Annotated in this window: 12 protein-coding genes; 6 read left to right on the forward strand and 6 right to left on the reverse strand. The window is 71.8% G+C overall.

From position 1 onward, the window contains the following. Positions 1-69: 69 nt before the first annotated feature. From recC to recD, 3 genes are read left to right on the forward strand one after another with little or no spacing between them, the layout of a single operon-like run. Positions 70-3,456, forward strand: a complete 3,387-nt coding sequence (recC, locus tag C8D81_RS06220; RefSeq protein ID WP_133625702.1) for an exodeoxyribonuclease V subunit gamma — start codon at positions 70-72, stop codon at positions 3,454-3,456. Continuing rightward, entirely contained in the window at positions 3,453-6,875 is a 3,423-nt protein-coding gene (locus C8D81_RS06225) for a UvrD-helicase domain-containing protein (RefSeq protein ID WP_094431903.1), read from the forward strand. The genes recC and C8D81_RS06225 overlap by 4 nt, the downstream gene beginning before the upstream one ends. After that, the gene (gene recD, locus C8D81_RS06230) at positions 6,872-8,725 is read left to right on the forward strand and encodes an exodeoxyribonuclease V subunit alpha (RefSeq protein ID WP_094431906.1); all 1,854 of its coding nucleotides are present in this window, start codon (positions 6,872-6,874) and stop codon (positions 8,723-8,725) included. The genes C8D81_RS06225 and recD overlap by 4 nt, the downstream gene beginning before the upstream one ends. Before the next feature lie 13 nt (positions 8,726-8,738). Here the strand turns inward: recD and C8D81_RS06235 are convergent, their stop codons facing one another. After that, positions 8,739-9,182 (reverse strand): GbsR/MarR family transcriptional regulator, encoded by a 444-nt coding sequence (locus C8D81_RS06235; protein ID WP_094431992.1) that lies wholly within the window; start codon positions 9,180-9,182, stop codon positions 8,739-8,741. Positions 9,183-9,257: 75 nt separating this feature from the next. Here C8D81_RS06235 and C8D81_RS06240 point away from each other — a divergent pair, with 75 nt between their 5' ends. Next, on the forward strand, positions 9,258-10,178 hold the full coding sequence (locus C8D81_RS06240; RefSeq protein ID WP_094431908.1) for an ABC transporter ATP-binding protein: 921 nt from the start codon (positions 9,258-9,260) through the stop codon (positions 10,176-10,178). Next, complete coding sequence (locus tag C8D81_RS06245) at positions 10,175-11,770, forward strand: ABC transporter permease (RefSeq protein ID WP_208109127.1); 1,596 nt, start codon at positions 10,175-10,177, stop codon at positions 11,768-11,770. Before C8D81_RS06240 ends, C8D81_RS06245 begins: the two co-directional genes overlap by 4 nt. A 216-nt stretch (positions 11,771-11,986) precedes the next feature. On the opposite strand, the gene C8D81_RS06250 is transcribed toward C8D81_RS06245, so the two are convergent. From C8D81_RS06250 to C8D81_RS06265, 4 genes are read right to left on the reverse strand one after another with little or no spacing between them, the layout of a single operon-like run. Next, positions 11,987-12,823: an alpha/beta fold hydrolase gene (locus tag C8D81_RS06250; RefSeq protein ID WP_094431910.1), complete on the reverse strand. Its 837-nt coding sequence runs from the start codon at positions 12,821-12,823 to the stop codon at positions 11,987-11,989. After that, complete coding sequence (gene nudC, locus C8D81_RS06255; protein ID WP_166646693.1) at positions 12,823-13,719, reverse strand: NAD(+) diphosphatase; 897 nt, start codon at positions 13,717-13,719, stop codon at positions 12,823-12,825. Before nudC ends, C8D81_RS06250 begins: the two co-directional genes overlap by 1 nt. Positions 13,720-13,724: 5 nt before the next feature. Beyond that, positions 13,725-16,997, reverse strand: coding sequence for an ATP-dependent DNA helicase (locus C8D81_RS06260; protein WP_229119620.1), 3,273 nt, complete (start codon positions 16,995-16,997; stop codon positions 13,725-13,727). Beyond that, complete coding sequence (locus C8D81_RS06265; RefSeq protein WP_133625703.1) at positions 16,994-20,272, reverse strand: ATP-dependent helicase; 3,279 nt, start codon at positions 20,270-20,272, stop codon at positions 16,994-16,996. The genes C8D81_RS06260 and C8D81_RS06265 overlap by 4 nt, the downstream gene beginning before the upstream one ends. A gap of 387 nt (positions 20,273-20,659) precedes the next feature. On the opposite strand from C8D81_RS06265, the gene C8D81_RS06270 reads away from it, so the two are divergent. After that, a complete protein-coding gene (locus tag C8D81_RS06270; RefSeq protein ID WP_094355457.1) occupies positions 20,660-20,869 on the forward strand; it encodes a cold-shock protein in 210 nt (69 codons plus the stop codon). An 84-nt stretch (positions 20,870-20,953) separates the two neighbouring features. Here C8D81_RS06270 and moeB read toward each other — a convergent pair whose 3' ends face one another. After that, positions 20,954-22,177, reverse strand: a complete 1,224-nt coding sequence (gene moeB / locus C8D81_RS06275) for a molybdopterin-synthase adenylyltransferase MoeB (RefSeq protein ID WP_094431916.1) — start codon at positions 22,175-22,177, stop codon at positions 20,954-20,956. Position 22,178 lies beyond the last annotated feature (1 nt).

A 22,178-nucleotide genomic window follows, 5' to 3' on the forward strand; every position in this document is an offset into this window, starting at 1 on the left:
GGCAGCGTACGGATGCCGCGCCGCGGAGGAAACCGATTTGTCGGTGGCCGTCGTTAGAGTGAAACCACGATGAGCAGCACCGACACCCAGCCCAGCCTCCTGGACGCCCCCGAACCGGTGTCCGCGGCGCCCTCCGCGGTGCCACTGACCGGGTTGATCGTGCATCGCTGCTCGCGCGCCGACCGGCTCGCCGATCAGCTCGCCGAGGTGCTCACCACCCCGCTGACCGACCCGTTCGCCACCGAGGTGGTCTGCGTGCCCACCCCGGGGGTGGAGCGCTGGCTCTCCCAGACCCTGGCCACCCGGCTCGGCACCAGCCCCGGCCGCGGTGACGGGGTCTGCGCCGGCATCGACTTCATCCGCCTCGACCGGCTGCTCGGGCACACCGTGGGTGAGGTGCTGGGGTTGCCGCTGCCGGCGGACCCGTGGCACGGCGACCGGCCGGTGTGGGGCCTGCTGCGAGCGCTGGATGAGAACACCGGACAGTCCTGGTTCGATTCGGTGCGGGTCGGCCTCGGCCCACAGGCCCGCAACCGGTTCCAGTCCGCGCGGCGGGTGGCCCGGCTCTTCCGGCGGTACGCCGCCCAGCGGCCGGGACTGCTGGACGCGTGGCGCTCCGGTGCCGACACCGGACCCGACGGCACGCCGCTCGATGAGTTCTCACGCTGGCAGCCGGCACTCTGGCGGGATCTGATCGCCCGGATCGAGGGGGCCGACCCGGCCCGGCGGGTCGCCGAGGTGGCGCGCCGGCTGGCCGCCGATCCGCGGTTGGTCGACCTGCCGCCCCGATTGTCGATCTTCGGGGTGACCCGGCTCAGCCCCGAACAGCTCACCCTGATCGAGGCACTGGCGGCCGATCGCGAGGTGCACCTGTTCCTGCCGCATCCCTCCCCCGCGCTCTGGTCCGAACTGGCCACCCGCGAGCTCGGTGTCGGCCCGCGGGAGGACGATCCGACCGCCGACCTGCCCGGCAACCGGTTGCTGGCCCGTCTCGGCCGCGATTCCCGCGAACTGCAGATTTCGCTGTCCTCGTTGGCTTTCCGCGACGCGCCGAGCAACGAGCCGGAGCGGCCGCCGACACTGCTCGGCCGGCTGCAGCAGGCGGTGGTCGGCAACCTCGACCCGGATACCGATGCGGGGCGGGTGTTGCGGCGTCCGGTCGCCGCCGACGACCGCTCGGTGCACTTCCACGCCTGCCACGGCCCGGACCGGCAGGTCGAGGTGTTGCGTGAGGTGGTGCTCGGGCTGCTCGCCGACGACCCCACTCTGGAACCACGCGACATCATCGTGATGTGCCCCGACATCGAGACCTTCGCCCCGCTGATCGAGGCGGCGTTCTCCCTCGACGGGGTCGCCGACGACGCCGGCCATCCCGGTCAGCGGTTGCGGATCCGGTTGGCCGATCGGGCCCTGCGCCAGCTCAACCCGTTGCTCGGCACGCTGGCCCGGTTGCTGGAGCTGCCTGTCGGGCGCTGCGGCGCCTCCGAGCTGCTGGACCTGTGCGCCGATCCGGCGGTGATGCGGAAGTTCTCCTTCACCGACAGCGAGCTGGAGCGATTGCACGAGCTGGTGCCCGCCTCCGGCGTCCGCTGGGGACTGGATGCCGAGCATCGGGAACTCTTCGCCATGCAGGGTTTCCCGCAGAACACCTGGCGCACCGGATTGCAGCGGATGCTGCTCGGGGTCGCGATGAGCGAGGACGACCAGCCCTACCGCGGGACGGTCGCACCGATGGACGACATCGATTCCAGCGACGTCGATCTGGTCGGCCGGCTGGTCGAACTGGTCACCCGCCTCGGCCGGGCCGTCGACTCCTTCTCCCGGGCCCAGCCGCTGTCGGACTGGCTGACCGCCTGCCGCGATGCGCTCACCGAGTTGACCGAGGTGCCGGCCGGCGAGCGCTGGCAACTGGCGCACGCCTGGGGCGAGCTGGCCGACCTGGCGACCGATGCGGCACCGGCCACCGATGCCGACGGCACCGAACCGGTGCTGCAACCCGCCGATCTGCGGGCGCTGCTCTCCGACGCCTTCGCCGGCCGCCCGTCACGGGCCAACTTCCGGACCGGGGCGCTCACCCTGTGCACGATGACGCCGATGCGGTCGGTGCCGCACCGGGTGGTCTGCCTGCTCGGGCTGGACGACGGCGTGTTCCCGCGTCGGGTGCATGCCGATGGTGACGACCTGCTGGCCGCGCAACCCTGGGTCGGTGATCGTGACCCGCGCAGCGAGGACCGGCAGGTGCTGCTCGATGCGGTGCTGGCGGCGACCGAACGCCTGGTGGTGGTGCATTCCGGCGCCAGCCCGCAGACCGGTGAGCCGCGCCCGGCCAGCGTCCCGGTGACCGAGCTCCGCGAGGCCCTGCACGAGCTGCTCGCCGACCCGTCCGAGGCCGAGTCGCTGGTCACCCGACATTCGCTGCAACCCTTCGACAGCAGCAATTTCCTCAGCCCCCGGCCGTTCAGCTTCGACGGCACGATGCGCGCCGCCGCACTGGCCAGCGCCACCGGGGGCACCGGGGAGTCCACCGCGCCGGCCACCGACACCCTGCTGCCGCCGCTGCCCGAGCTCAGCGGTGAGCACACCGAGATCGCGCTGAGCGACCTGCTCGCCTTCTTCGCCCACCCGGCCAGGGCCTTCCTGCGCCGCCGCGCCGGGCTCTACCCCACCGACGAGGAGCACGAGGCCCAGCTCGACGAGATGCCCCTGCAGCTCGACGGCCTGCAGCAGTGGCAGATCGGTGACCGGATGCTGCGGGCCCACCTGGCCGGTACGCCGCTGGCGGACCTGCGGATGCCGGAACTGCTGCGCGGTGAGCTGCCGCCGTTCCGGCTCGGCAGCGACCTGCTCGACGAGGTGGCACGCAAGGTGGTGGCGATCGCCGGGGCGGCCGAACCGCACCTGGGCGAGCGCGCCGAGAGCCGCTGGATCGACATCGACCTCGGCGGTTCGCGGATCACCGGGTTGGTCCCCGGCATCCACGGCAGCAAGGCCGTCGAGGTCGGATTCTCTGCCATCAAAGGGAAACAGCGATTGCGTGCCTGGATCACCCTGCTCGCGCTGCGCTGCAGCCACCCCGAGATCGACTGGCGCACCGTCTGCGTCGGCGGGCGCGGCCGGACGGTCACCCTCGGCCCGATCTCGACCACCGACGCCCGGGCCCGGCTCAACGAACTGGTCGCGCTCTATGCCCAGGGGTTGCGGGAGTGGCTGCCGCTGCCGCCGAACACCTCCGCCGCCGAGGTGTCCCTCACCCGGCGCGGTGGCGATCCCAAGTGGCTGCGTACCGACTGGGAACGCGAGCACGACGCCGCCTGGGGGATGTTCCTCGGCAACGATCTCGATTCGCTGCGCGGCGTGCCCAGCACCCCGGCCGATCGCACCACCACCCGCTCCCGCTTCGAGGCGCTCGCCCACCGGGTCTGGGAACCGCTGCTGGATGCCGAGGTCAGCCGATGAGCAGCGCTCCCACTCCCTTCGATGTCACCGGTGAGCTGCCCGAGGGCGGCACCTGGGTGCTCGAGGCCTCCGCCGGCACCGGCAAGACCTACACCATCGCCGCCCTGGCGGTGCGCTATCTGGCCGCGGGCATCCCGCTGTCGGAACTGATGATGGTCACCTTCACCCGAGCCGCCACCCAGGAACTGCGGGAACGGATCCGGGCCAAGCTCGCCCAGGCCGAGACCGGGCTGCGCGAGGCACTCGCCGGGGCGTACCGACCCGACGACGCGGTGATCGACCTGCTCTGCCGGGGAAACCCGGAGGAACTGCAGCAGCGGCTGCGCCGGATCGGGCGCGCCCTGGCCGACTTCGATGCGGCGACGATCGCCACCACCCATGAGTTCTGCGGCCGGATGCTCGACGGGCTCGGCGTGCTCGACGACCCCGATCCGCAGGTGCGCCAGGTCGAGGAGGTGCCCGAGCTGGTCCGCGAGGTCGCGGCAGATCTGTGGCTGCGCAAGTACGCCGGCAGCTCCCCCGCGGCGGACGGCCCGCCGACGATGAGCTGGCCGGAGGCCGACGAGATCGCCCGCCGGGCGGCCGAGTTCGACGGGCCGCTGGCCCCGGACAGTGCGGAGAACCGGACCCGGCTCGGGTTCGTCACCGCCCTGCGCCGCCAGCTGTTCGAGCGCAAACGCGACCGCGGGCTGCGCACCTTCGAGGATCTGCTCACCCGGCTGCGGGACATCCTCTGCAACCCCGCCGACCCGAAGCTGGCCGACGAGGTCGCCCAGCGGTTGTCCGCCCGATTCACCCACGTGCTGATCGACGAGTTCCAGGACACCGACCCGGTCCAGTGGCAGGTCGTCGAAGCCGCCTTCATCGGCCGTTCCACGGTGGTGCTGATCGGCGACCCGAAGCAGGCCATCTATTCCTTCCGCGGCGCCGACGTGTACGCCTATCTGGAGGCAGTGGGCCAACCGGGAGTGCACGTGCACACCCTGGAACGCAACTATCGCAGCGATCCCGGGCTGCTCGCCGCGCTCGACGCGGTGCTCGGTGGCGCCGAGCTGGGTGATCCGCGGATCGCGGTGCGCCCGGTGCTCGCCCACCATCCGCACAACCGGTTGGCGAATCTGGACGCCGAGCACGATGCGCCGTTCCGGCTCCGGGTGCACCCGCTGCCGCCACCCGGCGAGTCGATTCCGCAGGTCCGCCGCACGCTGCGCCCACGGATCACCGAGGACCTCGTCTCCGACATCAGCGCGCTGCTGCAGTCCGGGGCCACCATCGAGATCGACGGTGAGTCCCGGTCGCTGCGCGCCAGCGACCTCGCGGTGCTGGTGAAGAGCAATGCGCTCGCCGAGTCGATCCGCGGTGCCCTGCAGGCCGCCGGCATCCCGGTCGTCCATGCCGGCGCCACCTCGGTCTACGGCACCCGGGAGGCGAAGGATTGGCTGACCCTGCTGCGCGCGCTCGAGCAGCCGCGGCCCGGCACCATCCGGCTGGTCGCGCTGAGCAGTTTCGTCGGCTGGACGCTGGCCGAGCTCACCGAGGCCAGCGAGACCGCCCTCAACGATCTCTCCGCCCGGGTCCGCGGCTGGGCCCGGGTGCTCGCCCGGCACGGTGTCGCCGCCCTGATGGAGACCATGAACGCCCCCACCGACGACCATCCCGGGCTGGCGGCCCGGTTGCTCAGCGAACCCGGCGGTGAGCGGCGGCTCACCGATATCCGACACATCGCCCAGTCCCTGCACGCGGCCCGCAGCCGCGATCAGCTGGGTGTCACCGCACTGATCGAGTGGCTCACCGAGCGCTGCCAGGAGGCCGGCGGCGGCGATGAGCGGACCCGGCGCCTGGACACCGACCGGGATGCGGTGCAGGTGATGACCGTGCACCGGTCCAAGGGGCTCGAGTTCCCGATCGTCTATCTGCCCGACCAGTGGGACCGCTGGCTGCGGGAGGCCCACGAGGACACCCGGCCGTTCACCTTCCACGCCGACGGCACCCGCACCCTGTTCCTGCCCGGTGCGGCGGCGGAGCGCCCGGACGCGTACGCCGAGCACCGCCTGGAACAGGCCGGGGAGGATCTGCGGTTGCTCTATGTGGCCCTCACCCGGGCCCAGTGCCAGGTCGTCGCCTGGTATGCGTTCAACGGCTCCAACACCCCGCGCGGGGCGCTCACCCGGATGCTGTTCCGAGCCGGCGCCCCCGCGCCGGCCCAGCAGTACGCGAGCCGCACCCATCCCCGCGAGCTGCCGCAGCTGCGGCTCCCACAGCTCGCGGTGCAGGAGCTCACCGCGGTCCACAATCCCTTCCCGGCAAGGGTTCCCGACGATCCGGACACCCTCCAGGTGCGCCGCTTCGAGCGGACCACCGACGAGGAGTGGCGGCGCACCTCCTATTCCGGACTGACCGCCGCCGCCCACCAGGCCCAGCACGGTGCCGACGATGCGGTGCCGGCGCCGGTCAGCGACGACGAGCTGGCCGCCTCCTCCGACGAGGTCGAGGTCGCCGCCGATGATGCGGTCGCCCCGCAGGTCCCGGCCGTCGATGGCCTGGCGGCCGCCTCGCCGATGGCCGAGCTGCCGCGCGGCACCGACTTCGGCACCCTGGTGCACACCGTCTACGAACACTTCGACCCGGCCGCGGCCGACCTGCGCGCCGAACTCTCCCGAGTCGCCGCCGAGACCCTGCTCCGGCTGCCCAGCGGTGAGCTGACCGCCGCCCAGCTCGCCGAGGCGATGCTGCCCGCGGTGCTCACCCCGCTCGGCCCGGTCGCCGACGGCCTGCGGCTGGCCGACATCCCCGCGAAGGATCGGCTGCCCGAGCTCGACTTCGAATACCCGCTCGCCGGTGGCGACCGGCCGACCGCCCGGGTGCTGCTCGGTCAGGTCGCCGACCTGCTCCGCCGCCACCTGGCCGCCGACGATCCGCTGGCCGCCTATCCGGAGCGCCTCGGCGACCCGGAGCTGGCCGAGCAGGTGCTGCGCGGGTTCCTGATCGGCTCGATCGACGCGGTGCTGCGGATCCCCGCAGAACCCACGACAGCAGGGAATCCGGCGTACCGCTATCTGGTGGTGGACTACAAGACCAACTGGCTCGGTTCGCTGGCCCCGGGTGCGCCGCTGCTGCTGTCGCACTACACCCGGACCGCGATGGCCGAGGCGATGATGGCCGCGCACTATCCGCTGCAGGCACTGCTCTATGCGGTCGCGCTGCACCGGTATCTGCGCTGGCGCCAGCCCGGGTACGATCCCGGCCAGCATCTCGGCGGGGTGGCGTATCTGTTCGTCCGCGGGATGGCCGGTGAGGACACCCCGACGGTCGACGGCACCCCGACCGGGGTGTTCAGCTGGTACCCGCCGGCGGCGCTGGTCGTCGAACTCTCCGATCTGCTCGACGGTTCCTCTGCCGAGACCGAGGGGGCGGCATGAGCGTCGATGCCGGCAGCACGCTGCTCACCCCGTTCACCGAATCCGGGCTGCTCGGCCCGGCCGATCTGCACACCGCCGACCTGCTGGCTGAGTTGTGGACCGAGCCGGATGAGCGGGTACTCCTGGCGGCGGCCCTGGTGGTGCGTGCGCTGCGCGCCGGCTCGGTGTGTGTCGACGTACCGCGGCTGAACGAGATCGTGCTGGACGCCGAAGACGCCCCCGCCACCGGTGAGCTGCCCTGGCCGGAGGCCGACCAGTGGCTGGCGGCCATCCGCGCCTCGCCGATGGTGCTGGTCGGCACCGACCCCGGCGCCGGCGGCGATCAGGCCCGGCCCTTGCGGCTGGTCGACGACCTGCTCTATCTGGAGCGTTACTGGCAGCAGGAGGAGACGGTACGCCGCGAGCTCGGCCGCCGCGCCCTGCCCTCGGCCGAGGACGTGCAGCCGGCCCAGCTCGCCCGGTTGCTCGATGAGCTCTTCGACGGTGCCGGGTTGGCGCCCGACGAGCCGGATCAGCAACGGCTCGCGGCGACCATGGCGGTGCTGAATCCGCTCACCGTGGTCGCCGGCGGCCCCGGTACCGGCAAGACGACCACGGTCGCCCGGGTGCTCGGACTGCTCGCCGCCGTCTCCCCCACCCCACCGTCGATCGCGCTGGCCGCCCCCACCGGCAAGGCCGCGGCCCGGCTGGAGGAGGCGGTGCGAGCCGCGCTGGCGGACCTCGGTGAACCGTGGCAGAGCCGGGTCGGTGAGGTCCGCGCCCGTACCCTGCACAAGCTGCTCGGCTGGCTGCCGGGGCGGCGGACCCGGTTCCGGCACCATCCGCAGAATCCGCTGCCGCATGACATCGTCGTGGTCGATGAGCTGTCGATGGTGTCGTTGACGCTGATGGCTCGGTTGCTGGAGGCGCTGCGGCCGCAGGCCCGGGTGGTGTTGGTCGGTGACCCGGACCAGCTCACCTCGGTGGAGGCCGGGGCGGTGCTGGCCGATATCACCCGCGCCCAGTTGCCGCTCGCCCCCGCGCTGCAGCAACGCCTCGACGAGCTCGCCCCGGCGGGCCGTCCGGCGGCCCGCCCGACCTCGGGCCAGGTGGTCACCCTGCAGCACACCTGGCGCTTCGACGGCGGCATCGATGCGCTGGCGCGGGCGATCCGCGGTGGTGACGACGAGGCCGCGCTGGCGGTGCTGCGCTCGGGTGCGCCCGAGCTCACCTTCACCGAGGCCGACCTGTTGCAGTCACCGGCCGAGGCGCTGGATTCCCTGCGCCACAAGGCGATCGCGGCCGGTCGGGCGATGCACGGTGCTGCCGTCGCCGGTGACGTGGCCGGTGCGCTGGCCGCACTCGATGAGCATCGGGTGCTGTGCGCGCACCGGCACGGGCCGTTCGGGGTGGCGCGCTGGGAGCGGCAGGTGGAGTTCTGGCTGCGGGACGCGGTGCCCGGTTACGGCACCGAGGGTGACTGGTATCCGGGGTTGCCGCTGATGGTGACCGCCAACGACCCGGACGCCGGTCTCTACAACGGCGACACCGGCGTACTCGTGGACACCCCGCACGGTCTGCGGGCCGCCTTCGCCCGCGGCGGGGCGCCGATGCTGTTCTCCACCATCCAGCTCGATTCGGTGGTGCCGGTGCACGCGATGACCGTGCACAAGTCCCAGGGCAGCCAGTTCGGTGAGCTGTCGCTGCTGCTGCCACCGCCGGATTCGCCGCTGCTCACCCGCGAACTGCTCTACACCGCGGTGACCCGGGCCAGCGGACACGTCGAGGTGATCGGCCCCGCCGAGTCGGTACGCCGGGCCATCCGGCGGCCGGCGAACCGGGCGTCGGGGCTGGGCCAGCGTTGGAGCTAGCTGGGCGGACCCGTCAGCGGGTGTCACGCCAGCGTTCGACCAGTTTGGGGAGCTCGGCACGGAGGAAGGCGAAGAAGTCGGCGGTCTCGCCGAGCCGTGCGACGGCCCGTGAGTCCGTGGTGGCATTGGCGCCGTCGGTGAGGATGCCTTCGAGAGCGCGCAATTCGGAGTCCCGGCTGGCGAAGGCTGACATCCAGGCGTCCGGGCGGACCTCGTAGACGATCTGGCGGTCGCTCTGCCGCGTCACGTCGACCAGGCTGAGGGTGCGGAGCATCTTCGCGCCGTTGGAGATCGCGGAGGGGCCGACGCCGAGCCGCGCGGACAGCTCACTGGCGGTGCGTGCGCCGCTGGGTGTGGCCATCAGCACGGCGAAGATGCGGGCCGACATCCGTGGCCATCCCGATCGGGCGAGCACGTCGGCGAACCGCTCCATGAACTTGTCGTCCCGCTCCTCCACCATGGCCTCCTGTCCAGGGGTTGCTCCTCACGGCATCCTAACGCCACTTCACTTACTTCACGAAACATGTGTATTATGAACCTCAGGGCGAACGTTGTGGAGCTGGAGCGGATCACGAAGTCGTTCGGGCATGCCCGTGCCCTGGACGGGTTGGACCTGACCATCAGCGCTGGGGAGGTGCACGGGCTGCTTGGCCCGAACGGGGCGGGCAAGTCCACCACCATCCGGGTGCTGCTGGGGATGCTGCACGCCGACAGCGGGACGGCTCGCGTGCTCGGACAGGACCCGTGGACGTCCGCGCCCCAGGTCCGAGGGCGGCTGGCGTACGTGCCGGGCGATGTGAGCCTGTGGCCGAATCTGACCGGCGGTGAGGTCATCGACCTGCTCGCCAGGATGCACGGCGGTGCGGACCGCACCCGTCGGGACGCGCTGATCGAGCGGTTCGAGCTGGACCCGACCAAGCGGTCCCGCACCTACTCCAAGGGCAACCGGCAGAAGGTCGGCCTGGTCTCCGCGCTCAGTGTGACTGCGGAGCTGCTGATCCTGGACGAGCCGACCTCGGGCCTGGACCCGCTGATGGAGGATGTGTTCAAGCAGTGCGTGACCGAAGCCCGCGACGAGGGGCGAACCGTGCTGTTGTCGAGCCACATCCTCTCCGAGGTCGAACAGCTCTGCGACCGGGTCAGCATCGTCCGTGCCGGGAAGATCGTGGACACCGGCACCCTGGCCGAGCTGCGCGGACACGCCACGACGGTGGTGACCGCGACGCTGACGCGAGAACCCTCCGGGCTGGCTGACCTGCCCGGCATCGAGCAGGTCGCCGTGGACGGGCATCGGGTCGAGCTGACCACGACCCGGTTCGACGAGGTGATGGCCCGGCTCGTCTCGTTCGGCATCGAGACGCTCACCGTCGCCCCGCCCACCCTGGAGGACCTGTTCCTGCACTACTACGACCAGACCGGCACCAGCCTGGGTCGGGTGGGGGCAACGGCATGAGTGCTCCGGCTCGAACCGCCCCGGCCGCAGCCGCACCGGCAACCGCGCTGGTCGGCACCCGCCCGCTGCTCGGGCTCACGCTGCGCCGGGAACGGCTGCACGGCTCCGCGTGGTATCTGCTCTCGGGGTTGTTGCTGCTGCTGGTGGCCGCAGGCATCGTCGCCACCTACCCGACCGCTGCCGACCGGGAATCCTTGGCCGCCTCGGTCAATGCCAGTGCGGGCGAACTGTTCATGATCGGCCCCGTCGCCAGCACCGATGTCGGCGGGATCGGGCTGTGGCGGATGCAGGGGATCGCAGCGATCTTCATCAGCCTCGCCTCGATCCTGACGGTTGTCCGCAACACCCGCGCCCCCGAGGAGAGCGGTACCAGCGAGATGCTCGGCTCCGCGGCCATCGGCCGGGCCGCACCCTTGGCCGCCGCCCTCGGTGTCGCCGCGGCCGGCTCCCTGGCAGCCGGGTTCCTTGTTGCCGGGGGCTTCGTCGCCATCGGCGCATCGGGCACCGGTTCGATGCTCGTCGGCGCGCAGGTCGCCGCATTCGGGCTGCTCGCCGCGGCACTGGCGGGGCTGACCGGGCAGATCGTGCAGACCGCCCGGGCGGCGACCGGCATCGCCGTCGCCGTCGTGGCCGCGTGCTACCTGCTCCGCGGCGCCGGCGACGCCATCGGCGGCAATGCCTACTGGATGTCCCCGTTCGGCTGGGTCGCGGCCGTGCGCCCCTTCGCCCACGACAACGGCTGGATGCTGCTGCCCGTGCTCGCCCTCGCTCTCGTGCTCGCCGGCGGCGCGGTGTGGACCGCCTCCCGGCGCTATCTCGGCGCGGGACTGCTTCCCGAACGGGTGGGACCCGCGCACGCCAGCGCCGCCCTGCGCGGCCCCATCTCCCTCGCCCTGCGCACCAGTCGCGGAGCTGTCATCGGCTGGGCCGCGGGAGCGCTCGTCGTCGGACTCCTCATCGGTGGCGTGTCGTCGACCGTGGACGACCAGATCGACCTCGCCCTCGGCAGCGGTGCCGGCAGCGGTGCCGGTCTCATTCAGGTCGCCCTCTACCTCTCCCCGCTGTTCGCCGCGGTCCTCGGCGTCCAGACCACCCTCCGGCTCCGCGGCGAGGTCACCAGCGGCCGCGCCGAAGCCGTCCTCTCCCGCCCGGTCGCCCGCGCACACTGGCTGCTCGCCCACACCGTCACCGGTGGCCTCGCAGCCGTCGCGGTGCTGGCCGCATTCGGGCTCGGCATCGGCCTCGCACAGCTCGGCACCGACCCCGGCTCGTTCGGAGCGCTGGCTGTCTCCGGTGCACTGCGCGCGCCCGCAGCCTGGGTGTTCATCGCCCTCACCACACTGCTGCTCGCCACCATCCCGCGGGCCGCCGCCGCTGTCGCGTTCATCGTGGTGGGCGCGTTCCAGATGCTCGAGTTCACCGTGGAGTTCCGCCTGGTACCGCCCGAGGCGCTCTACGCCTCACCCTTCGCACTGGTCCCGCAACTCCCCGACGGTGCTCTCCACCCGTGGTCGGCACTCCTGCTCATCCTCATCACCGCCGTTCTCACCGCGATCGCCGCCAGGCGCATCCGTCATCAGGACATCGACTGACGCGCGCGTCCGGCCGGACCTGTCCGGGGTGGCGACAACGGGATCCGAAGCAGACAAGGGAGAATCGCCATGCCCGGCACCGCCACCAGCTAGACCTGCCTCTGGGTCAACGGCCGCGTCACCGAGGCCACGGAGACCGGCGTCTGACCCGAACCCGTCAGGGACCCTGCACAGTGTTCGCGCAGCGCACTGGGTGATCGGCCCCAAGAGTTCGGCTCAGCGGTCGGCTGCCCGCAGCACGGCGTCGGCCCAGACGCTCGGGGCCTCGACGGGACCGAAGTGGCCGATCCCGTCCACCGGGATCAGGGTCGCCCCGGCGAAGAACTCATCAATCCGATCCGACCAGGCCCGCGGGAACAGCGGGTCGTGCTCGGGCCACAACACCGTCGTCGGGGTGGCGATGCGATCCGCGGAGCCCGGTGCCTGCTCGGCCAGTGAGCTGGCGATGGCACCGGCCCCGGCGCGGTACCAGCCGATCGAGGCGGTGAAGGCGCCCGCCGGGGCGTACGCCTCGGTGAGGTGGTCGAGCCGCGCGGCGTCCGGTTCGAAGTCCGGGCCGGACCAGTGCCGCCAGAAATGCTCGAGATAGCTGCGCACCTGGTCCGGGCGACCGTCGATGAGGGCGCTGGAGAGTTCGAGCTGGTGGAACGGCTGGTACCAGAATTCGCACTGCGCGTCGGGTTCCAGGATCCGCCGCCCGATGCCCGGCAGCGGCGGCGCGATCACCAAGGCGCGCACGCGGTCCGGCCGGGTCTTGGCGATCAGCTGCGCCACCCGGCTGCCGATGTCGTAACCGACGAGCAGCACCGGTGCGGTGATCCCGAGTTCGTCCAGCAGGGCGAGCACGTTGCGTGCCTGGGCGGCGGCCGAGTAGAGTTCCGCCGGATCACCGTCGGGTTTGTCGGATGCGCCGAAGCCACGCAGGTCGGGGATCACCAGCTCGCACCGATCCGCGAGCAGCGGGGCCAGGTCGGCGTAATCGCTGCGATCCCCCGGCCAGCCGTGCAGCAGCACCGCGGGTTGTCCGGCACCCAGCCGGTCGTGAGCCAACATCACCAGCTGCTGTCCAGCTCGATACCGGAATCCCGGTCGCCGAACTCACCGGCCAGCCAGGCGTCGATCAACCGGCGCGCGATGGTGCCGCGTCCCGGGATGGCGCGCTGCCCGGAGCGCACCGCCTCGGCGAGTTCGGCGGGGGTGAACCAGTCGGCGTACTCGATCTCGACACCATCGACGTGCTGGTCGACGCCCGCGGCGCGGGCGGCGAAGCCGACCATCAGCGAGCGTGGGAAGGGCCACGGCTGGGAGCCGAAGTAGGTCACCTCGGACAGTTGCAGCCCGGTCTCCTCGGCCATCTCGCGGTGCACCGCCTGCTCCAGCGACTCACCGGCCTCGACGAAGCCGGCGAAGGTGGAGACCCGGCCGGCGTCCCAGACGGTCTGATGGCCGAGCAGGATCCGGCCCTGGCCGTCGAGGACTGCGACGATGACGGCGGGATCGCTGCGTGGGAAGAGAATTCGGGGCTCGGGGCACTGCCGTGCGAAGCCGCCGTTGATCACCACGCTGGGTTCCCCGCAGTGCGGGCAGCGCGGGTCGAGCCGGTGCCAGTGCCCGATCGCGATCGCCGCGGTGGCGAGGTCGCGTTCACCGTCGGAGAGCTTCGCGTTCAGCCCGCGCAGGGTGTCGGACTCCCCCAGCTCGTCGGTGTCGACGACGGTGGTGAACCAGATCTTCTCATCCAGCCGGCCGAGCAGCCAGCAGCGCTCCGGGTCGTACGCCCCAGCGGCCGCGACCGGCCGCAGCGCGGCGCGGTCCGCGGTGCAGGCCACCTGTCCGGACCCATCGATCGGCAGCACGCTGGCGTGCTCCCACTGGGCGGCGATCCAGTCGGGATCGGACCGTTCGGCCTCGACGCGATCGAGCAGGCTGCCCCGGTTCCAGTAGTCCACGGCGCTCACGCTAGCGCGTCGAGCATGGCCGATACGTCGGGGAGCTCATCGGGGCGGACCAGCTGGTCGGTGCGGACGAAATAGAAGACCGCGTCGACCCGCTCCACCGGGATTTGGTGCAGCTCCGCCCAGGCCCGGCGGTAGAGCGCCAGCTGGCCCGGATCGGTCGCCTCGGCCCGGCCGGTCTTCCAGTCCACGATCTGCCAGTCGTGGCGTGGATCCTCGCTGCGATAGACGGCGTCGATCCGGCCGCGGATCAGCAAGCCGTCCAGCAGCAGCGTGAACGGCGCCTCCAGGGCGTAGGGCACCCGCTCACCGAACCGGCCGCCGGCGAACCGCGCGCACAACTCCCGCAGCGCCAGCTCGTCGGCGGCGCCGGTGTCGGCCCGGTCGGGCAGCTCGTCGGGATCGACCAGCGGCGTCGGTGCACCCCGCAGCGCATAGTGCTGCTCGATCCAGGCATGGAAGCGGGTCCCGAACCGGGCACTGCGCGACGGCGGCCGGGGCATCGGCCGCAACAGCGCCTCGGCGTACGCCTCCGGGTCGTCGACGGCGGTGAGCAGGTTGGTCGCCGAGACCGCGCTCGGCAGGGTGACCTCGCGGCGGCCGCGGCGCGCGGCCCGCGCCTCCGCGAGCAGCTGGTCGGCATCGGCGTCCCAGCCGGCGATCGTCTCGGCCTCATCGAGCAGGGCAGGTGCGGTGTCCACCGGCTCGTGCTCACCGGTCTCGGCGAACCGGGCGCGGGCGGCCTGGACGGCCCGGGCGGCATCCCGGCGCCGACCCTGGGCGTCCTCATCCAGCGGCCGCGGCCACGGTGTCGGCTCGGCCGAGCGGTCCAGCGGGTTGGTCGCATCCGGTGCCAGCGGCGGTGCCTCGGCGAGCACCCGGTCCTGCCGGGTCGCCTCGTCGATGATCGCCTGCAGATAGCCGGATCGCTTGCGTGGTTTGGAATTCTCCGGTCGCCAGACATGCCCGGTGCCGACCAGCACCTGCTTGGCGCGGGTCACCGCCACATAACCGAGCCGGTCCTCCGAATGCAGTTGCTGCTTCTTCAGCGACTCCGAGAACGCCTTCAGCCCGTCGTTGCTGACCTCCTCCAGCTGGGGGATCCACTCCCGGTCCCCGCGCAGATCGGCCGGCAGCGCCGCGGCGTTCTTGACCCAGTTGTCGAACACCTGGGTCGAGGGGAACACCCCTTCGACCAGGGCGGGCAGATAGACCTGCCGCCACTCGAGCCCTTTGGCCTTGTGCACCGTCAACAGCTTGATCGAGTCGGCCTCGGAGGGGGTGGCCTGATCCAGCCCGTTGCCCTGTTGTTCCTCGGCGAGGAGATAGGCCAGCAACCCCGACAGCGACGCATCGCCGTCGACATCGACGTAGTCGGCGACCGCGTCGGTGAACACCGCCAGCTGGTTGCGCCGCTCGGTCACCGCGAACTGGGGTGTGGAGACCAGTTCGACCTCCAGGCCGAGGGTGCCGATCACCCGCCGGGTCAGGTCCAGCACCGGTTCGTCGGCATGCGCCCGCAACCCGGCCAACTCCGCGGCGAAGGCGGCGAACCGCTCCCGCGCCGCCTCCGAATAGGGCCCCTCGCCGGGATTCTCCAGGGCGTCGAGCAGGCTGATCACACTGGTCGGGTCGACATCGGCGACCGCGTCCTGCAGGTCGGCGGTGATGCTCTCCTCGCCGTCGTCGCTGTCCTCCCGGTCCCCGGCGAGCTCGCGGGCCCGGCTGCCGAGCAGGGCCAGATCTCGCGGTCCGATCGACCAGCGCGGCCCGCTCAACAGGCGGATCAGCGCGGGGTTCGCGGTGACATCGTCGAGCACCCGCAAGGTGGCGACCACATCGCGCACCTCGGGCAGTCCGAGCAGGCCACCGAGCCCGACGATCTCGACCGGGATGTCGCGGGAGGTCAGCTCGGTATAGAGCGGGCCGATGTCGCCATTGCGCCGGGTCAGGATGGCGATCTCCGACCACTGGTCCACCGCACCGGTCTGGTGCGCGGCGGCCACCTGCTCACCGATCCAGGCGACCTCCTCGGGCCAGGTCTCGAAGGTCGCGGCCCGCACCTCACCCGGCCCGGAGCTGGCCGGTGCGACCAGCCGCGTGTCGGTGAGATCGACCGGCCCGTCAGCGAGCAGCGGGTCGCTGCGCAGCGGCGCGGCCAGCACGTTGGCGACATCGAGGATCGTCTGCCCGGATCGCCGGTTGACGGTCAGCGTGAAGTCGGGGGCCGGGCCACCGTCGGCGCGCGGGAATTCGTTGCTGAAGTTGAGAATGTTGTTCGCCGCGGCGCCCCGCCAGCCGTAGATCGCCTGGAACGGATCCCCGACCGCGGTCACCGGGTGCCCGCGGCCGTGGTCGGCGTCGGGCCCGGAGAACAGCCCCTGCAGCACCATCGCCTGGGCGGCCGAGGTGTCCTGGTATTCATCCAGCAGCACCACCTTGAACTGGTCGCGGACCAGCTCGGCGACCTCGGGGGCGGCACGCACCAGGTGCGCGGCGGTGGCCATCTGGTCGGCGAACTCGACCACCCCGAGCCGCCGCTTGAGCCCCTGGTAGTCACCGACCAGGCTGGCCAGTTCGAGCCGTTCCGCGAGCACCGCCTCCGCCCGCTCGACGTCCTTGTAGCGGCGGCCGCCCCGTGCCAGCGGGGCCTGGTCCCAGTCGGTCCGATACCGGCGGGCGTGCCGATCCAGCTCGGCGCGACCGACCAGGTGGGCCTGCAGTTCCGCGTCGAGCTTGAGCACCCGGTCGGCGACGAACTGGGGTTGCAACCGGGAGATCGCCTCGAACGGCCCGGCGGCGGCGGCAACCACCCGCGACGCCAGTCGGAACCGGGTGGCGCCGGTGATCATCGTCTGTTCGGAGTCGACCCCGATCCGCAGGCCGTGTTCGGCGACCAGGCGGGCGGCGTAGGCGTCGTAGGTCATCACCACCTGCTCACCGGCCTCGTCGATGCCGTCCAGATCGAGGACCCCGGCCCGCAGCAGGGCCGCCCGGACCCGCGCGGACAGCTCGGCGGCGGCCTTGCGGGTGAAGGTCAGCCCGAGCACCTGATCGGGGCGTACCGCACCGGAGCCGACCAACCAGACGACCCGGGCGGCCATCACCGTGGTCTTGCCGGACCCGGCGCCGGCGATGATCACGCCCGGTTCCAGCGGCGCGGTGATCGCCGTCAGCTGCTGGTCGGAGAACGGGATGCCGAGCGCCTCGGACAGTTCCTCGGGGGAACTCAGCCGATGCCTGAGCCGCAACGGGGTGACCGCGGAGATCACTGGACCACCTCCGCCGACTTGGCCGGGCAGGAATCGGCGAAAGCGCAATACCTGCAGGATTTCTGTACGCGTGCGTCGAACCGCTCTTCGCGCACGATCGCCGCCGCCTGCGCGATCTTGTCGTGCACCCAGGTCTGCCGGGTGCCCTCCTCGCCGGGCAGCTGGGGCTGATCGTCCAACGACGCCTGATTGAACACCATGGGATAGGGCTGGTCACCGGAATCCTGGAGCCGCAGATAGACCAGCTCGGCGCCGCCGACCCGGCGTTCACCGGGGGCCAGTTCGTCGAAGGCGCCCTGCTGGGCGGCGAGCTGATAGACCCCGAGCTGTTCGTGTCCGGGCAGCTCCGACTTCTCCGGCGCGGTCTTGCCGGTCTTGAAATCCACCACGTGCAGTCGGCCGTCACCGAGGCGTTCCAGCCGGTCGACGGTGCCGGTCAGCAGCACCCGTTCGCCGTCCACCTCGACCGGCAGCTTGAACGGCACCTCGGTGCCGAGCACCTCGCGGTGGGCGTTGGCGGTCAGCCAGGCGGCATGGCGTTCCACCATCGCCTCGGCCTCCACCCGTTCGACCGCGGAGCGGTAGCGCGCGGCGAAGTCAAGCTGTTCCCAGATCTCGTCGAGGTGACCGACCAGCTCGTCGGGCGGGATGTCCTCGCGGGCGGCGTGGTCGACCAGCACGTGCATCACCTCACCCGTGCTCGCGGCGGTGCGCCGCCCGGACTCGCCCTGGGCGCGCCGGGACAGGAACCACTGCCGGGGGCAGGCAAGCAGCGAACCGAGGCTCGACCCGGACAACCGCACCGGATCCCCCGGCGCCACGACCGGGTCACCGGCCCGGCTCACCGCACGCATTCCCCACCAGTTGGCCGGATCCGCGGCCGGGGCCAGCGGCCGGCCCTCGTCGTCGACCGCGTCGGCCAACCGGGCCAACCGCACCGCCGCGGCATCGCGCAGCACCGGTGACTGGTCGGGGTCGACCGAGATCCGGCGCAACTCACCGACCAGAGCCGCCAGGGTGAGCGGCCGGCGCGGCCGGCCGGTGATCTGCTGCTGCGGCGTACGCAGTTCGCTGAGGAATCGGGACGGTTGGTCACCCTCCCCCTCGGTGCCCTCGACCGCGGTCACCACCAACCGTTCCCGGGCCCGGGTGCAGGCGACGTAGAACAATCGGCGCTCCTCGGCCAACCGGGCACCGAGCGAGAGGCCCTCGGTGAGCCCGGCGCCGCCACCGGGTCCCTGCCGGCCCAGCCGATCGGCCTCCAGCAGCGAACCCCGGACCCGCAGATCGGGCCAGCCACCCTCCTGCACCCCGGCGACCACCACCAGCCGCCACTGCAGACCCTTGGCCCGGTGCGCGGTGAGCAGGCGTACGCCGCGGCCGCGCAGATCGCCCTCGCGCTGGGTGTCGGCCGGGATCTGCTGGGCCTCCACCTCGGCCAGGAAGGACTCGACCCCGCGGGCACCGACCAGTTCCTCGGAGCGGACCGCGATGTCGAACAGGGCGCAGACCGCGTCCAGGTCACGGTCGGCGCGGCGGGCGGAATCCCCACCACCGAAGGCATCGGCGCGCAACCGGGCCGGCCAGTCGGTGCCGGACCAGAGCAGCCAGAGCACCTCCTCGGCGGTGCCGCCGGACTCGATCCGGGCCCGGGCCTCGGCGAGCAGCACCGCCAGCCTGCGGGCCTGCTCCAGCTCGCGGGACGGGCCGCCGGACCGTTCCGCATCGGCCAACCGGCCGGGATCGATCAGCGCCAGCCGAGACAGCTCGGCCGACGACTCGGGCAGCGCGCCGCCGAGCTCCTCCCGCTCCGCGGCACGCAACCGCCGCCCGAGTCGGCGCACTCCCAGGCTGTCCAGGCCACCGAGCGGGGAGACCAGCAGCCGCGCGGTCTCGTCGACATCGGGCCCGTCGACGCGCAGCGCGACCTGCAGGGCCAGCAGCAGCGGCCGGACGGCGAGCTCGGCGGAGAGCGCGATCTCGTCACCGGCCACCTCGACCGGCACACCGGCGGCGGACAGGGCTCGCACCAACGGCGGCAGGTCGCGGCGCCCGCTGCGCACCAGCACCCCCATCTCGGACCAGTCGAGGCCGTCGCGCAGATGGGCCTGGCGCAGCAGATCCGCGACGTGTTCGGCCTGGGCGCCGGTGGATTCGAAGCCGTAGATCTCGACCCGGCCGGCGGGGCCGGCGGGGTCGGTGGCCGGGTGGCGGAACCGCTCGCGGACCTCCGCGGGCAGGCTGCGGGCCAGCGGCAGCCGGTCGGCCAGGTGACCGGTGGCATCGGCGATCCGGCTGCCGTAGCGGCGGGTGGTGCCGAGTGCCAGCACCGGCGCGGGATCGCCGTCGGCGGTGCGGAACCGGTCGGGGAAGTCGAGGATGCCGCGCGCCTCGGCACCGCGGAAGCCGTAGATGGACTGGTCCGGGTCACCGACCGCGACGACGGTGCCGCCGGGACCGGCCAGCTCGCTGAGCAGGGCGACCTGGGAGGGATCGGTGTCCTGGTATTCGTCGACGTAGATGCCGTCGATCTCAGCACGCAGGGTGGCGAGCACCTCGGGGTCGGTGAGCAGGATCCGGCAGCGGTGCACCAGCTCGGAGTAGTCGAGCACGCCCTCGAAATCGAGCACCTCGAGGTATTCCTCCATGAACCGGCCCACCCCGGCCCACTCCGGCCGGTCGGCCAGCTCGGCGGCGTGTTCGAGATCCTCGGGGTCGAGGCCGAGCTGCCGGGCCCGGGCGATGACCTGCCGGGCCTCGGCGGCGAACGCGCGGGTCGGATACGCCGCCCGCATGCCCGGCGGCCAGTCGGTCAGCCCCGGGTCCCGCTCGGCCAGCCCGGCGAGGGTCTCGCGGACCCGGAACTCCTGCTCGGGGGCGGTGAGCAGCCGCAGCCCGGCCGACGCCTCCGCCACCCCGGGTTCGTGATCACCGGCGCCGAAGCGGCGCAGCAGGGCGTAGCAGAAGGAGTGGAAGGTCATCGCCAACGGGGTCGCGGTGGAGCGGCCGAGGCGGGCGGTGATCCGCTCCCGCAGGTCGGCGGCGGCCCGCCGCGAGAAGGTCAGCACCAGCGGCGTACGCCCGGACTCCGACCCCGTCCCATTCGTGCGCAACCGCGCAACGACGGCCTCGACGAGGGTGGTGGTCTTGCCCGTGCCGGGTCCGGCGAGGACCAGCAAGGGGCCCCGGTCATGGTCGACGACCCGCTGCTGATCGGCATCCAGTGCCGGCACCGTCACCACGGTCTCGGCTCGCCGCAGCCCGACTCGCACCATCCCCGTCTGCCTCCTCGATCCGCCGCCTCGTCCGCTGCCGACTCCCATGCAAGCAGACCCCGCCGACAGTGCCCCTGCCGTGCCCCGGCGACTGGCCGATGTGTCCAGCATCACAACGCAGAAGGAGAGTCTCCTCATCCAGCGAATCACTATCTGACTAGGGGATATGCCACCCTCCGGATGGGAGCAAACCCCAATAATACCTAGATAAGTAGACAAAGATGGGTGAGTACGGTGCTAGCGGGGTACAGGGTGTGCAAGGCTTGTCCCACTGCAGAAGTACTTGTGTCGCGGGTTTTCTTCCGGGTCCAGGGCTTCGTCGGGTGAGCCCCAGCAGTTGCGGGGTCGCATGGCGCGGCTCCACGTTTCAAGGAGAAGGTAGAGAGAATGGCACAGGGAACCGTCAAGTGGTTCAACGCCGAAAAGGGCTACGGATTCATCGCCGTCGACGGCGGTGGCCCGAATGACGACGTCTTCGTGCACTACAGCGCGATCGAGACCACAGGCTTCCGCACCCTCGATGAGGGCCAGCGGGTTGAGTTCGAGACCACCCAGGGACCGAAGGGCCCCCAGGCGGACAAGGTTCGTCCGCTCTGATCTGATCAGAGTCGACAGCCACGGAGGCGGCACCTTGCGGGGTGCCGCCTCCTTGCATGTCCGGGCCCGGGTCGGCCCGCGTGGTCAGTATTTCGGCTGGCTCGGGTCGATCCGATCCGACCAGGCGAGTACGCCACCGGTCACGTTGAGGGCCGGGATCTCCTTGCTCAGCAGGATTTGCTGCACCTGACCCGAGCGGGCACCGGAGCGGCAGTAGAGCAGCACCTCTCCCCCGTCGGCGGCCTCGGCGAGCCGGGCCAGATCGACTGCGTCCTCCTCGAAGGCACCCTTGGGGATCAGCACCGATTCGGGGATCACGCTGATCTCCCGCTCCACCGGTTCCCGGACGTCGACCAGCACGAAGTGGTCCTCACCGCGCTCGCGGGCGGCGAGCCGATCACGCAGTTCCTCCACCGAGATCTCTTCCGCCATGCCATCGCCTTCCTCGTCGCCTTCGCCGGCCTCCGGCGTACCGCGGCCGATGCCGCAGAAATCCTGGTAATCCTCAAGCAGGGTGGTGATCCGCGGATTCGCACCGCACAGCGGGCAGTCCGGATCGGCGGACACCGGGAGTTGCTGCCAGCTGGCCCGCAGCGCGTCGTGCACCTGCAATCGGCCGAGCAGCGGGTCGCCCGCACCGAGCAGCAGTTTCACCGCCTCGGCCGCCTGGGCCGAGCCGATCGCTCCGCAGAGCAGGCCGAGTACGCCACCCTCGGCGCAGCTGGGCACCGCACCCGGCGGCGGCGGATCGGGGAAGATGCAGCGGTAGCAGGGTCCGTGGCCGGCCCAGAAGACGCTGATCTGGCCGTCGAACCGCAGGATCGAGGCCCAGACGTAGGGCTTGCCGAGCAGGGCGCAGGCGTCGTTGACCAGGTAGCGGGTGGCGAAGTTGTCGGTGCCGTCGATGACCAGGTCGTACCCGCCGATGAGCTCGAGGGCGTTGTCGGTGTCGATCCGCACCGGGTGCTTGATCAGGCGGACCAGCGGGTTGAGCCGAGCGACCGCATCGGCGGCGGAGTCGACCTTGGGCCGCCCGAGATCGGCGACGCCGTGCAGCACCTGCCGCTGCAGGTTGGATTCCTCCACCACGTCGAAGTCGACCACCCCGATCGTGCCCACCCCGGCGGCGGCGAGATAGAGCAGGGTCGGCGAGCCGAGCCCACCGGCGCCGATCACCAGGACCCGGGCGTTCTTCAGCCGGCGCTGTCCACCCACCCCGACCTCGGGCAGCGTCAGGTGCCGGGCATATCGCCGCATTTCCTCCGCGGTCAGGGATTCCGCCGGTTCCACCAAGGGGTCTGTCTGCACC

It is taken from the genome of Enemella evansiae (genome assembly GCF_004362375.1).
GTDB lineage: Bacteria > Actinomycetota > Actinomycetes > Propionibacteriales > Propionibacteriaceae > Enemella > Enemella evansiae.